Genomic DNA, 13,145 nt, shown 5'->3' on the forward strand with positions numbered 1-13,145 from the left:
CTGTGGGAGAGGGTTAGGGTGAGGGGCAATGACCGCAACACAATCCGAAACTATTCCCGTATCTGACGCGCTCGAGCTTCGCGCCGTTGAAGAGCGCTACACCGCCGAACTGCATAACCTCGTCGTCAAAAACAGAGCCTATCTGCAAACCGCCTTTGAATGGGCGCAGCACGTGGGCAGCGAGGACGATACCCGACGCAACGTGCAGAGTAACCAGATGCTGCACCAGCGCGGCTACGCCAAAATGTTTTTGATCTTCAGGGAGGATGCGCTGGTCGGCGTACTGTCGTTTAATGCGATTGAGCCTGCCAACAAAGCCGCGTATATCGGCTACTGGCTGGATGAAGCACACCAGGGGCAGGGGATCCTCTCGCAGTCGCTGCAGGCGTTTATGCGCTACTACGCTGAGAGCGGTGAGATCCGCCGTTTTGTGATCAAGTGTCGGGTGGCGAATCAGCACAGCAACAGCGTGGCCCTGCGCAACGGTTTTACGCTGGAAGGGTGCCTGCGGGAAGCGGAATACCTCAATGGCGCCTATGACGATGTGAACATCTACGGCAAAATTTATACCCTATAGCGCCCCCAGCAGCGGCGTGCGGGTGATGCGCTGGTCGCCGTTGATCACCTTTTCACCGCGCAGGTGAATGCTCTCACCAGCAAAGGCCTCTATCACCGCATCGTCGGTGATTTCTACCCGATGCTCAATCAGCACGTCGCCGCTGATCCGCGCGCGTCCCTGAATCACCACTTTATCATCCAGCATGATCGGCCCGCCGCGCAGCCATGCCTGACCGCCGATCAGGACGTGGTGCTTGATGATGCAGTTTCCTTCCACCACGGCGTTCTCGGCAATCTGAGAGCTGTAGCGCACGGTAGGGATGGCGTCATCGTCGAAACCGGCTATTACGCGGGCGTTGCCGTACACTTTGGCGCAGTCGCACACCCAGACGTTGTTGAGTTCGTTACCTTCGAGGATCGCACAGTCGAACACTTCGGCGCGGTGCTCAACAAACGCGTTATTCACCATCGCCTCGCCGTATATTTGTGCCTGATGCACAATGCGCGATCGGCTTACCGTCGCCTTGCCGTAAATTTGCAGGATCTGGTCGTGGTCCGGCGTGAGGCCTTTAGCGGCAATGATGACGCTGTTGTGCAGCACGCGCGCATCGCCGTAGAGATGGCACTCACCCCGCACGCAGGAGTGCTGAATAGTGACGTTGTCACTTATTCGCGCTCCGTGGCTGACCTCTGCGGCGTCAAGCCAGCAGTTATCGCCGATATGCGCGTCATGGCTGACGGTGCACGGCAGGGTCAGGCGCGCGTTGCCGGACACGGTTGCGCCAGCGAATACCACGCTGTTTTCATCGTAGATCCAGCAGTCCCCGTCCTGCGCAAGGGCGCGCTCATCGTCAATCCAGCCGCCTTTCGTGCCGGCCTTCACATCGTTAAAGTCCACCGTAGCGATAATCTGCCGCAGCGTCGTTGAGTGGGATGTTTCGCCATTTTTCCATTGCCAGAGCCGGGTTTCATCGCTGAGCCGATACTTATTCATCGTGGGGTCCCTGATATGCGTCTTCACTAAACGTAGCAAACTTTTGGCTTTCCGTTGTGCTGGCATCCGTTGCTGAAACCCCTTAAAATGGCATTTAAAATACATTTTAATAATTCAAATTAATGGATAAATTAAACAAACCTGAACAGGCGCTTAACCTTCCCGCAGGCTATTTTGGCATGGTGCTGGGCATCATCGGCATGGGTTTCGCCTGGCGATACGCCAGCACCCTGTGGCCGGTGACGCGCTGGCCGGGTGAGATTCTGGTCGCTCTCGCAGTTGCCTGCTGGTTTTTACTGACGACGGCGTTTATTACCCGTGCGATCCGTTTCCCGCACAGCGTGCTGGCAGAGATGCGCCACCCGGTAATGAGCAGCTTCGTCAGCCTTTTTCCGGCCACCACCATGCTGGTCGCCATCGGTTTTGTGCCCTGGTTCCGCCCGGTATCGCTGGCGCTTTTCGGCGTGGGCGTGGTGTTACAGCTTGCTTATTCCGCCTGGCAAAGCGCCGGGCTCTGGCGAGGCAGGCACCCGCAGGAGGCCACCACGCCCGGATTGTATCTGCCGACGGTGGCGAATAATTTCATCAGCGCGATGGCGTGCGGTGCTCTGGGGTTCAACGATGCAGGGCTCGTTTTTCTCGGCGCGGGCGTCTTTTCCTGGCTCAGCCTGGAGCCGGTGATCCTCCAGCGTCTTCGCAGCGCCGGGGAGCTTCCCACCGCGCAGCGCACCGCTTTAGGCATTCAGCTGGCGCCCGCGCTGGTGGCGTGCAGCGCCTGGTTTAGCGTCAACGGTGGGGAAGCCGACACCTTCGCCAAAATGCTGTTCGGCTACGGCCTGTTGCAGTTGCTCTTTATGCTGCGCCTGCTGCCGTGGTATGTGTCTCAGCCGTTTAACGCCTCCTTCTGGAGTTTCTCGTTTGGCGTGTCGGCTCTGGCTACCACCGGGCTGCATCTGGGTCATGGCAGTTCGTCTGGATTCTTCCACGCCATTGCCGTGCCGCTGTTTATCTTTACCAATCTCATCATTGGGATGCTGTTGGTCCGTACGTTTATTCTGCTGATTCAGGGCAAACTTCTGGTGCGCACTGATAAGGCACTGCTTATGCAATCTGAGGAAAAATAATGGCTGTCGATGAAAATTACTTCACAGAAAAATATGGCTTAACCCGTACGCATTCAGAGGTGCTGTACAGCGCGGGGATCGTAAAGCCCGGCAAGACATTGGATCTGGGCTGCGGAAATGGCCGCAACAGCCTTTACCTGGCGGCCAACGGCCACGAGGTGACCGCCTGGGATAAAAACCCGATGAGCGTTGATAACATTGAGCGCATCAAGGCGGCAGAAGGGATTGAGAATCTGCACACTGCCGTCAAAGATCTTAACAGCCTGAGCTTTGACGGCGAGTACGACTTTATTCTCTCCACCGTGGTGCTGATGTTCCTGGAGGCGAAAACCATTCCGGGCCTTATCGCCAACATGCAGCGCTGCACCAAACCCGGCGGCTACAACCTGATCGTTGCCGCGATGGACACGGCGGATTACCCGTGCACCGTCGGCTTCCCGTTTGCGTTCAAAAGCGGTGAGCTGAGCAGCTACTACGAAGGCTGGGAGCTGCTCAAATACAACGAAGAGGTTGGCGAACTGCACCGCACCGATGAAAACGGCAACCGCATCAAGCTGCGCTTTGCCACCATGCTGGCGCGCAAGCCCGCTTAACGGGCGGCCAGCAGGCAGATCTGCAGGGCAGTCTTGTAAGACGCCTCGAACGACGACAGCGGCAGGAACTCAAACTTCGAGTGGAAATTATGCGCGCCGGTGAAGAAGTTCGGGGTGAGTAGCCCTTTTGCCGACAGCGCCGCACCGTCCGTGCCGCCGCGCATAGGGATCGGTTTTGGGGTGATGCCGAGCGATTCCATCGCCTCAAACATCAGGTCGATGGCGCGCCGGTCTTCACCAATCGCATTGCTGATGTTGCTGTAGGTATCTTCAATGCGATAGTCGACCTTCGCCGTCGGGTGTTGGGCGGCAATCAGCGCGGCGACGTCCGCAATCTGCTGCTTGCGGGCGTCAAAGCTGTTTTTATCAAAATCGCGAATATTAGCCTTTAGCACGGCGTCGTTCTGTCCGGCCTGAATGCCGTTAAACCAGATATAGCCCTCGCGGCCCTCGGTGCACTCCGGGGTTTGCTGGCGGTCGAAATGGCTGATGAAGTCGGTCGCCATCAATAACGGGTTCACCAGTACCCCTTTAGCGGACATCGGGTGCGCCGTCACGCCGGTGAAGTGGATCTCTGCCGCTGCCGCGTTAAAATTCTCGTAAACAATTTCTCCCAGCTCACAGCAGTCGATGGTCCAGGCAAAGTCCACGTCGAAGCGTTTCAGATCCAACGCCTTGGCGCCGTTCAGGCCAATCTCTTCGTCGGGCACAAACGCGACCACAATGTCGCCATGCTGATGCTCAGCGGTGAGGTTTTCCAGTACGGTCATTACCACCGTCACCGCCGCTTTATTGTCTGCGCCCAATACGCTGGTACCGTCGCTGAAAATAATCTCCTCATTCGGATAAGCCAGAATTTCCGGGTGCTCGTTCACGCGCAGCCAGATGTCTTTTTCCTTATTCAGACAGAGATCTTCACCATTAAACGTTAATATTTGTGGATGAATATTCGGTGATAAACCGACGTCAACGGTATCAATGTGGGTAATAAAGCCGATGCGCGGCGCGCCGGGCACGTTGCCTTTTTTCACTGCCGTCACGGTCGCGAATTCGTCAATCACGATGTCGTCTAACCCCAGCTGTGTCAGCTCCTGTGCCAGCTCTCCCGCCATGTCCTGCTGGCCCGGCGTCGAGGGCAGAGTTTTCACTTTCGGATCGCTTTGGCTGGTAATCGCAAGATAGCGGAAAAAACGGTGCGTTAATTGTCTGGAAAGCGGCGAGCCCATAGTGTTTTCTTCCTTATTTATTTTTCGGGTGTTTGCCACTTCACTTTAATGTTATTTATGAAATGGCAAAAGAATTAATTAGCCGTCGAATTAAAAAGACAGGAATAAATGATGACAAGCAAACGCACAACGTTAACGCTGGCACTCGCTGCGCTCACGGTCAGTTCCACCGTAGCCGCGAAAACGCTGGTGTATTGCTCCGAAGGGTCACCGGAAAACTTTAATCCCCAGTTATACACCTCGGGCACCAGCGTGGATGCCAGCGCAGTGCCGGTCTACAACCGGCTGGTCGATTTCAAACCCGGCACCACGGAGCTGGTGCCGAGCCTGGCAGAGCGCTGGGAGGTGAGCGACGACGGCAAGGTTTATACCTTCCATCTGCGTAAAGGGGTGAAGTTTCAGAGCAATAAATTCTTCACGCCGACCCGCGATTTTAACGCCGATGACGTGATCTTCTCGTTTATGCGCCAGAAGGACGTGAACCATCCCTATCACAACGTCTCAAACGGCAGCTATTCCAACTTCGAAAGCCTGGAGTTTGGCAGCCTGATTACCGCTATTGATAAAGTCGATGACCACACGGTGCGCTTTACCCTGGCGCACCCTGAAGCGCCGTTTGTTGCGGATCTGGCATGGTATTTTGCCTCGATCCTCTCCGCGGAGTATGCCGATGCAATGTTGAAAGCGGGCACGCCGGAGAAGGTGGATATGCAGCCCATTGGCACCGGGCCGTTTAAGCTGGCGCAGTATCAGAAGGATTCCCGCATTCTGTTTACGGCGTTTGCCGACTACTGGCAGGGGAAATCAAAGCTGGACAGGCTGGTGTTCAGCATTACCCCGGATGCCTCCGTACGTTTTGCCAAAATTGAAAAGAACGAGTGTCAGGTCATGCCGTTCCCGAACCCAGCCGATCTGCCGCGCATGAAGGCCAGCAAAGATATCACCCTGATGAGCAAGGCGGGGCTGAATACCGGCTTCCTTGCGTTCAACACGCAGAAGCCGCCGCTGGATAACGTGAAGGTCCGTCAGGCGCTGGCGATGGCCATCAACAAACCGGCCATTATTGACGCGGTGTTCCACGGTACCGGAACGGTGGCGAAGAATCTGCTGCCGCCGGGCGTCTGGAGTGCCGACAGCGAACTTAAGGATTACGACTACGATCCTGAGAAGGCGAAAGCGCTGCTGAAAGAGGCCGGTTTTGCCAGCGGCGTCAGCATTGATTTATGGGCGATGCCGGTCCAGCGGCCCTATAATCCGAATGCGAAACGCATGGCGGAGATGATTCAGGCGGACTGGGCGAAAATCGGCGTGCAGACCAAAATTGTCACCTACGAATGGGGCGAGTACCTGAAACGCGTCAAGGGCGGAGAGCATCAGGCCGCGCTGATGGGCTGGACGACGGCCACCGGCGATCCGGACAACTTCTTTGGCCCGCTGTTTACCTGCACCTCGGCCAACGGCGGTTCGAATTCGGCGAAGTGGTGCTATAAGCCGTTTGATAAAATTATCGCAGAAGCAAAATCAACCACCGATCGCGACAAGCGCGTAGCGCTGTATAAAGAGGCGCAGCAGATCATGCATGACCAGATGCCGGCGGTCATGATTGCGCATTCAACGATCTTCGAACCGGTGCGCAAAGAGGTGACAGGTTACGAAATCGATCCGTTTGGTAAACATTTGTTCTGGCAGGTGGATAGTAATCAGTAATTTTCTCTGCCCGGTACGCTGCCGGGCATTCTTTTCGCAATTTGTGCTCCCCACGTCATTTTTTGTCACAACAAACCCACCGAACTTTTGCTATAACTTCAAATGCATACTTGCAGATTACATGGAAAACTATCATGCGTACTCAAACTTTTTTTAAAGTTGCAGTGCTTACTGGTTTATTGGCAGTGGCGGGCTGTTCTTCAAAAGTCGCGGCTCCAGAACAATATTCAGGCTTTTTAAAAGATTATTCCGGCTTGCAGCAGACGACGTCTGCAACGGGTAAACCAACGCTGCGTTGGGTTGACCCTTCCTATAACGAAGCCAACTATGACAGCATTATCTGGACGCCGATCACCTATTATCCAGCGCCAAAACCAACCACTCAGATTGGTAAAAGAACGCTTGATGAGCTGCTGGATTACACCAATAACAAAATGAAAACGGCTATTGGTACCCGTAAGCCGATTGTGACCACGCCGGGTAAACACAGCCTGATTTTCCGCGGTGCTATCACCGGGGTGAGTTCGCAGAAAGAAGGCCTGCAGTTCTATGAAGTGGTGCCGGTCGCGCTGGTGGTAGCAGGTACGCAGATGGCTACCGGCCATCGCACCATGGATACCCATCTCTATTTTGAAGGTGAGCTGATCGACGCGGCCACCAATAAACCGGTGATGAAGGTGGTACGTAAAGGTGAAGGTAAAGAGCTGAATAACGAAAGTACGCCGATGACCTTTGCGACGCTGAAGCAGGTTGTTGACGACATGGCGACGGACGCCACCATGTTTGACGTGCATAAAACAGCGAAATAACGTTAAGCGGCCTGCATTGAGCAGGCCGTTTTTTTTACGCCGTACGCAGGCGCCTGAACCAGGTCTCTGGTTTCGTGAACATCACCATATTCCCGCCCAGAATCAGCAGCAAACCGACGATACCGTTGATGTGCCAGACGTAGCCTTCATACACCGTTGAGATAGAGAGCGCCACCAGCGGGAAGAGCAGCGTACTGTAGGCCGCTTTCCCGGGGCCGATACGTCCCACCAGCGTGAAGTAGGCGCCAAAGGCAATCACCGAGCCGAAGAGGGCCAGATAGAGCAGCGCGCCCATGTAGGTGACCGTCCATTCCGGGGTAAAACTGTCGCCTCTGAAGAGCGCAATACCCCCCATCACCAGCGTGCCGTAAAGCATAGCCCAGGCGTTGGTGGTCATGGTTTCCAGACCTCTGCGCTGATGGCGCATGCTGATCATATTGCCCAGCGAGAAGCCGTACGTGCCGAGGGCGGAAAGGCCAATGCCCGTCAGGAGCGATACGCTCCAGCCGCTGGCCAGCAGGTCGTCCCAGAAAAGGGTCACGATCCCCACAAGACCCAGCGCCGCCGCCGTCCAGAAACGCGCGGGCGGGCGCTGTCCAAAGAAAATAAAACAGTTAATAGCGTTGTAGAGCACCGCCATGGAGAAGATCACCGATTCCAGCCCGGTGTTGATGTGTGCCGCCGCGGTATAAAAACACCAGAAGTTAAAGCAGAAGACGCAGCATCCCTGAAGCATGCAGAACAGATGATCCCGCAGCGCCAGCTTACGCAACCGGCGCAGGGCAAGTAACACCACCATCATCGTGGCGCTGGCCACCGCGAAACGCCAGAAAATAGAGACGGGGGCGGGTACGGGACCCTGCTGCAGGAAAATGGCAATCCAGGTGGTTCCCCAGATGATCACCACCAGTCCGTATAATAACGCGTTCATATTTTTTCTCTTCTCAAACCACGGAAGCCCGCAGTATGGCGCTGTCATCGCTCTGGGGCTTTCACCGGCTTGCGGTAGACTTGCAAAATCTTGCGCTTTTTTCTTTTCCGGGGGCTGGCAACGGGGGACAACAGTTCTTAGACTGAGCGTTCACACAATAACGCGCTAACGGTTATGTCTTACGCTTACGATACCTTTGAAACGCTTCGCCAGCAGAATGCGGTCCTGCGGGAAACGGTCGCGCTCAATTCCGGCATTCAGCTGGCGGCGTGGTACAACAAGCACGATACGATAACGGTTAAAAGCAATCATCATACCCTTAGTCTGTACGTCGCCGACGGTTACGAGAGCTATCAAAAGACGCCGGGCGGCTGGAAGAACGGCGGGGGACCGGACCGTTTCTGTCTGATGCCGAAAGAGAGCGAATCGACGTGGGACATCCGCGATGACCTGTCGTTTGTCCATCTCTACTGCACCGATGAACACCTGCGCGATGTGGGCGAAAAAATCTGGGACAAGCGGCCCCTGTCGCTGACTCTGGACGAGCGCATTTTTGGCAGCGACCCGAAAATCACCGCGCTTTACCGCCAGTTTCTGCTCGGCTGCGACTGGCAGCAGCAGGCCAACCAGCTCACCCTGAGCACGGCCTCTACGCTGCTGTTGACCCACCTGCTGCAAAACTACGCCAACGTTCAGTGGAAGCTCCCGGTCGTTACCGGCGGGCTATCGCCGTTTGTTCTGCGCAACGTGCTGGCTTTTATTGAAGAAAACCTCGGACAGCCCCTGACGCTGGCCGATCTGGCGGCGCAGGCCGCACTCAGCGAATACCATTTTGCCCGCATGTTCCGCCAGTCGACGGGGCTGGCGCCGCATCAGTACGTCATGCAACGGCGCATGGAAAAAGCGAAAAACCTGGTGCAGAATACCTCGACGCCGCTGACGGATATCGCGCTGGCCTGCGGGTTTAACTCCGCCAGCCACTTCAGTAACCGTTTTCGCAGCGTCATGGGCATCACGCCGTCACAGCTGCGCGCGGCGAGCGCGTGAAAACAGGGCATAGCTTACGCCGCCCAGCACCAGCCCCCAGAATGCCGAGCCGATGCCCAGGATCGTAACGCCGCTTGCGGTCATCAGAAACGTGACGATAGCCGCGTCGCGCTCCGCTTCATGATTCAACGCCTGATATAAACTCCCGCTGATGGTACCCAGCAGCGCCAGACCGGCCAGCGTCTGGATCCAGCTGAGCGGCAGCGCAGCCATTATCCCGGTGATGGATCCGCCGAACACTCCCGCCAGCAGATAAAACCCGCCCGCGGCGATGGCCGCCAGCCAGCGTTTACCGGCATCGGGGTGGGCATCCGGGCTTTGACAGATAGCGGCGGTAATGGCGGCTATGCAGATGGAAAAGACGCCGAAGGGGGACAGCAGCAGCGCCAGCCCACCCGTAAAAATAATGAGCGGTGAGACCGCCAGCGGATAGCCGGACGCTTTCATGGTCGCGAAACCGGGCGCATTTTGCGAGGCCATGGTCACCAGGAAGAAGGGCAAGCCGATGCTCACCAGGCTGGTGAAGGTGAACGTGGGCGCAATAAACTCAGGTATCACGAAGGAAATGGTGATTTTATCGGTGACAACGTCACCTCCCGCCCATGCCACGATCCCGCCCACCAGCAGCGTAATGACGATCGCATAGCGCGGTGCCAGCGCTTTCGCCAGCAGCCACGCGGCAATCATGCTGCCGCACAGCAGAAAGTGCCCGTCCAGATGGGCAAACGCATGCAGCCCAAACTGAAGGAGTACGCCTGCCAGCATGGCCGCGGCCAGTGAGTGTGGGATCAGCTTCATCAGGCGGGCGAAAAGCCCGGTCATGCCGCAGAGTAAAATGAGCGCGTTGGCGAAGATAAACACGCCGATTGTCTCGGCCAGCCTCACGCCGTGCAGGCTGGTGGCGAGCAGCGCCGCGCCGGGCGTAGACCAGGCGGTCAGCACCGGAGCTTTATACCACCAGGAGAGCGCCAGCGTGCTGACGCCCATCCCAACCCCCAGCGCGGTCATCCAGCCCGCAATCTGCTGCGCGCTGGCGCCTGCCGCCGCGGCGGCCTGCCAGATGATGGCTGCCGAACTGGCGTAACCGACCAGAACGGCGACAAATCCAGCCAGTACGACTGGAACGAGATGAGAGGTAGGGCGCATAGAAACTCCGCTGTGCGTTATAACGTCCGCGATAAGGTAACACTGTGCGCTATAGCGTACAAGTGGTATGCTCAGGGCCATCAGGAGGGAGCATGGACATTACACAACATCTTGCAGCAAAGCTGAAAACGCTGCGCCAGGCGCGCGGCTGGAGTTTGTCGAAGCTGGCGGACGAAACGGGCGTGTCGAAAGCGATGCTCGGGCAAATCGAGCGCAATGAGTCCAGCCCGACGGTGTCGACGCTGTGGAAAATTGCCACCGGGCTGAACGTCCCGTTTTCCGCTTTCATTACGCCCGAGGCGGACAGGCCGGCTGTGTTTGATTCACAGCAGCAGGCGATGGTGGTCAAACCGCTCTTTCCCTGGGATGAGACGCTCCGGTTCGATCATTTTTCCATCACGCTGGCACCGGGTGCCCTGAGCGAGTCCACGCCGCATGAGGCAGGCGTGATTGAACATGTGGTGGTCATCAGCGGCGAGCTGGAGATGAACATCAACGACGAGTGGCAGACGGTTCATGCCGATTCTGGCGTCCGTTTTGCCGGTGATAAACCGCACGCCTACCGCAACAGCAGCGACCGGCCGGTGCATTTTCACTCTCTGATCCATTATCCCCGCTGAGGCTACGCAAAACTGTTTCGCTGGCGCAGACTTCTGACTACAATAGCCGCCATTTTGACCATAACGGATAACGACGAAGTATGCGCCTGCAATCCCATCATCTTGAACTTTTAAGCCCGGCCCGCGACGCCGCCATTGCCCGTGAAGCGATCCTTCATGGCGCTGACGCCGTCTATATCGGCGGCCCTGGCTTCGGTGCCCGCCATAACGCCAGCAACAGCCTGCGCGATATTGCCGATCTGGTGCCGTTCGCCCACCGTTTCGGGGCGAAAGTGTTCGTGACCCTGAACACCATTCTTCATGATGATGAGCTGGAGCCCGCGCAGCGTCTGATTACCGATCTTTACCAGACCGGCGTCGATGCCCTGATTGTTCAGGATATGGGCGTGCTTGAGCTGGATATTCCGCCTATCGAACTGCATGCCAGCACCCAGTGCGATATCCGCACGGTTGAGAAGGCGAAGTTTCTCTCCGACGTGGGCTTTTCGCAGATCGTTCTGGCCCGCGAGCTGAACCTCAATCAGATCCGCGATATTCACCAGGCGACGGACGCGACGATCGAATTCTTTATCCACGGCGCGCTGTGCGTGGCCTATTCCGGCCAGTGCAACATCTCCCACGCGCAGACGGGCCGCAGCGCCAACCGCGGCGACTGCTCGCAGGCCTGCCGTCTGCCGTATACCCTGAAAGACGACCAGGGTCGCGTGGTGGCGTTCGAAAAACACCTGCTTTCCATGAAGGATAACGATCAGACCGCCAACCTGGGCGCGCTGATCGACGCGGGCGTGCGTTCCTTCAAGATTGAAGGGCGCTACAAAGATATGAGCTACGTGAAGAACATCACCGCGCACTATCGCCAGATGCTGGACGCCATCATCGAAGATCGCGGTGACCTGGCGCGCGCCTCGGCCGGTCGTACCGAACATTTCTTTATTCCGTCAACGGACAAAACTTTCCACCGCGGCAGCACGGACTATTTCGTGAACGCCCGCAAAGGGGATATTGGCGCGTTTGACTCACCGAAGTTTATCGGTTTACCGGTCGGCGAGGTGCTGAAAGTGGCGAAAGATCACCTGGACGTTGAAGTGACCGAGCCGCTGGCGAACGGCGACGGCCTGAACGTGATGATTAAGCGTGAAGTGGTGGGCTTCCGCGCCAACACGGTCGAAAAAACCGGCGAGAACCGCTACCGCGTCTGGCCGAATGAAATGCCTGCCGATCTCTACAAGGCAAGGCCGAACGCGCCGCTCAACCGTAACCTGGATCATAACTGGCAGCAGGCATTGCTGAAAACCTCCAGCGAGCGTCGCATCGTGGTGGACATTGAGCTGGGCGGCTGGGAAGAGCAGCTGATCCTGACCATGACCTGCGAAGACGGCATCAGCGTAACGCATACCCTTGATGGCCTGTTCGAGGTGGCAAACAACGCGGAGAAAGCGCTTAACAGCCTGAAGGACGGCGTAGCGAAGCTGGGCCAGACGATTTACTACGCGCGCGCCATCGAGGTTAATCTGCCGGACGCGCTGTTCGTGCCGAACAGCCTGCTGAACCAGTTCCGCCGCGAAACGGCAGAGATGCTGGATGCCGCACGCCTGGCGCAGTACCCGCGCGGCAGCCGTAAGGCCGAATCCGTTCCTGCGCCTGTGTATCCGGACACCCATTTATCGTTTCTGGCCAACGTTTACAACCATAAAGCGCGTGAATTTTATCATCGCCACGGCGTGCAGCTTATCGACGCGGCCTATGAAGCGCACGAAGAGAAGGGCGATGTGCCGGTGATGATCACCAAGCACTGCCTGCGCTTTGCTTTTAACCTGTGCCCGAAACAGGCGAAAGGGAATATTAAAAGCTGGAAGGCCACCCCCATGCAGCTGGTCAACGGTGACGAAGTCCTGACCCTGAAGTTTGACTGCCGTCCTTGTGAAATGCATGTTATCGGCAAAATGAAAAACCACATTTTCAAAATGCCACCGCCGGGCAGTATCGTTGCGTCCGTGAGCCCGGACGATCTGATGAAAACCCTTCCGAAACGCAAGGGCAGTTAATTACCTTACGTGCGTGTCCGGTTTGCGCGATTTCTGCCACAGGTGGTGTTCGCGCAAACCCTCCGCTGACTCTTCCGCTACACTGCGTAACTCGTCACTGTCGGCCTCATGCCGCAGCTGATGTTCCACATTCTTTACCCAAACATATTCATGCCCTTTGTGCCCGGCCATCAGCTGGCCGGAAAAGAGGGCACAAATAAGCATGATAAAAGATAGCCCTTTTTTGAACATAAATTCACCGAATAAGAACAGCGCGGGTTAATCATGCCAATTATTGTTTAGGGTTATTATTCAAAATTTCAAAATAGCGCAAAGAAAATGTCAAATAACGTGGGTTCATAATAC

At 56.5% G+C, this 13,145-nt stretch carries 13 protein-coding genes; 8 read left to right on the plus strand and 5 right to left on the minus strand.

The features are described 5' to 3' along the window. Positions 1-28: 28 nt before the first annotated feature. Entirely contained in the window at positions 29-577 is a 549-nt protein-coding gene (rimL, locus tag IM313_RS10280; RefSeq protein ID WP_192971055.1) for a 50S ribosomal protein L7/L12-serine acetyltransferase, read from the plus strand. On the opposite strand, the gene ydcK is transcribed toward rimL, so the two are convergent. Next, the gene (gene ydcK, locus IM313_RS10285; protein WP_041910038.1) at positions 572-1,552 is read right to left on the minus strand and encodes a YdcK family protein; all 981 of its coding nucleotides are present in this window, start codon (positions 1,550-1,552) and stop codon (positions 572-574) included. The genes rimL and ydcK overlap by 6 nt on opposite strands. 122 nt (positions 1,553-1,674) lie before the next feature. Here ydcK and tehA point away from each other — a divergent pair, with 122 nt between their 5' ends. Continuing rightward, positions 1,675-2,676: a dicarboxylate transporter/tellurite-resistance protein TehA gene (gene tehA / locus IM313_RS10290; RefSeq protein WP_041910036.1), complete on the plus strand. Its 1,002-nt coding sequence runs from the start codon at positions 1,675-1,677 to the stop codon at positions 2,674-2,676. After that, positions 2,676-3,269, plus strand: a complete 594-nt coding sequence (gene tehB / locus IM313_RS10295) for a tellurite resistance methyltransferase TehB (RefSeq protein WP_028013116.1) — start codon at positions 2,676-2,678, stop codon at positions 3,267-3,269. Before tehA ends, tehB begins: the two co-directional genes overlap by 1 nt. Here the strand turns inward: tehB and pepT are convergent. Then, positions 3,266-4,495, minus strand: a complete 1,230-nt coding sequence (gene pepT, locus IM313_RS10300) for a peptidase T (RefSeq protein ID WP_192971056.1) — start codon at positions 4,493-4,495, stop codon at positions 3,266-3,268. The genes tehB and pepT overlap by 4 nt on opposite strands. A gap of 111 nt (positions 4,496-4,606) precedes the next feature. Here pepT and IM313_RS10305 point away from each other — a divergent pair, with 111 nt between their 5' ends. Both IM313_RS10305 and IM313_RS10310 read left to right on the plus strand, forming a co-directional pair. Beyond that, the gene (locus IM313_RS10305) at positions 4,607-6,202 is read left to right on the plus strand and encodes an ABC transporter substrate-binding protein (protein WP_192971193.1); all 1,596 of its coding nucleotides are present in this window, start codon (positions 4,607-4,609) and stop codon (positions 6,200-6,202) included. Between the two features lie 134 nt (positions 6,203-6,336). Then, a complete protein-coding gene (locus IM313_RS10310) occupies positions 6,337-7,011 on the plus strand; it encodes a DUF3313 domain-containing protein (protein WP_041910029.1) in 675 nt (224 codons plus the stop codon). 34 nt (positions 7,012-7,045) lie between these two features. Here the strand turns inward: IM313_RS10310 and IM313_RS10315 are convergent, their stop codons facing one another. Beyond that, positions 7,046-7,942 (minus strand): DMT family transporter, encoded by an 897-nt coding sequence (locus IM313_RS10315; protein ID WP_047365193.1) that lies wholly within the window; start codon positions 7,940-7,942, stop codon positions 7,046-7,048. A gap of 174 nt (positions 7,943-8,116) precedes the next feature. Between IM313_RS10315 and IM313_RS10320 the strand changes: the two genes are divergently transcribed. Then, positions 8,117-8,989 (plus strand): helix-turn-helix transcriptional regulator, encoded by an 873-nt coding sequence (locus tag IM313_RS10320; RefSeq protein ID WP_192971057.1) that lies wholly within the window; start codon positions 8,117-8,119, stop codon positions 8,987-8,989. On the opposite strand, the gene IM313_RS10325 is transcribed toward IM313_RS10320, so the two are convergent. Next, complete coding sequence (locus tag IM313_RS10325) at positions 8,963-10,135, minus strand: benzoate/H(+) symporter BenE family transporter (RefSeq protein ID WP_192971058.1); 1,173 nt, start codon at positions 10,133-10,135, stop codon at positions 8,963-8,965. The genes IM313_RS10320 and IM313_RS10325 overlap by 27 nt on opposite strands. Before the next feature lie 92 nt (positions 10,136-10,227). Between IM313_RS10325 and IM313_RS10330 the strand changes: the two genes are divergently transcribed. Both IM313_RS10330 and IM313_RS10335 read left to right on the plus strand, forming a co-directional pair. Continuing rightward, a complete protein-coding gene (locus IM313_RS10330; RefSeq protein WP_192971059.1) occupies positions 10,228-10,755 on the plus strand; it encodes a helix-turn-helix domain-containing protein in 528 nt (175 codons plus the stop codon). Between the two features lie 80 nt (positions 10,756-10,835). Further along, positions 10,836-12,800: a U32 family peptidase gene (locus IM313_RS10335; RefSeq protein WP_192971060.1), complete on the plus strand. Its 1,965-nt coding sequence runs from the start codon at positions 10,836-10,838 to the stop codon at positions 12,798-12,800. Here IM313_RS10335 and IM313_RS10340 read toward each other — a convergent pair whose 3' ends face one another. After that, entirely contained in the window at positions 12,801-13,031 is a 231-nt protein-coding gene (locus IM313_RS10340; protein WP_047368536.1) for a DUF2554 family protein, read from the minus strand. It lies immediately after the preceding gene. Between the last annotated feature and the right edge of the window lie 114 nt (positions 13,032-13,145).

The organism is Enterobacter cloacae complex sp. P2B (assembly GCF_014895985.1).
GTDB classification, from domain to species: Bacteria; Pseudomonadota; Gammaproteobacteria; order Enterobacterales; family Enterobacteriaceae; genus Enterobacter; species Enterobacter bugandensis.

What these genes read in the sequence shown, in the direction of transcription:
- rimL (WP_192971055.1), top strand. Translation starts at nt 29, where the DNA reads ATGACCGCAACACAATCCGAAACTATTCCCGTATCTGACGCGCTCGAG.
- ydcK (WP_041910038.1), bottom strand. Translation starts at nt 1,552, where the DNA reads ATGAATAAGTATCGGCTCAGCGATGAAACCCGGCTCTGGCAATGGAAA.
- tehA (WP_041910036.1), top strand. Translation starts at nt 1,675, where the DNA reads ATGGATAAATTAAACAAACCTGAACAGGCGCTTAACCTTCCCGCAGGC.
- tehB (WP_028013116.1), top strand. Translation starts at nt 2,676, where the DNA reads ATGGCTGTCGATGAAAATTACTTCACAGAAAAATATGGCTTAACCCGT.
- pepT (WP_192971056.1), bottom strand. Translation starts at nt 4,495, where the DNA reads ATGGGCTCGCCGCTTTCCAGACAATTAACGCACCGTTTTTTCCGCTAT.
- IM313_RS10305 (WP_192971193.1), top strand. Translation starts at nt 4,607, where the DNA reads ATGACAAGCAAACGCACAACGTTAACGCTGGCACTCGCTGCGCTCACG.
- IM313_RS10310 (WP_041910029.1), top strand. Translation starts at nt 6,337, where the DNA reads ATGCGTACTCAAACTTTTTTTAAAGTTGCAGTGCTTACTGGTTTATTG.
- IM313_RS10315 (WP_047365193.1), bottom strand. Translation starts at nt 7,942, where the DNA reads ATGAACGCGTTATTATACGGACTGGTGGTGATCATCTGGGGAACCACC.
- IM313_RS10320 (WP_192971057.1), top strand. Translation starts at nt 8,117, where the DNA reads ATGTCTTACGCTTACGATACCTTTGAAACGCTTCGCCAGCAGAATGCG.
- IM313_RS10325 (WP_192971058.1), bottom strand. Translation starts at nt 10,135, where the DNA reads ATGCGCCCTACCTCTCATCTCGTTCCAGTCGTACTGGCTGGATTTGTC.
- IM313_RS10330 (WP_192971059.1), top strand. Translation starts at nt 10,228, where the DNA reads ATGGACATTACACAACATCTTGCAGCAAAGCTGAAAACGCTGCGCCAG.
- IM313_RS10335 (WP_192971060.1), top strand. Translation starts at nt 10,836, where the DNA reads ATGCGCCTGCAATCCCATCATCTTGAACTTTTAAGCCCGGCCCGCGAC.
- IM313_RS10340 (WP_047368536.1), bottom strand. Translation starts at nt 13,031, where the DNA reads ATGTTCAAAAAAGGGCTATCTTTTATCATGCTTATTTGTGCCCTCTTT.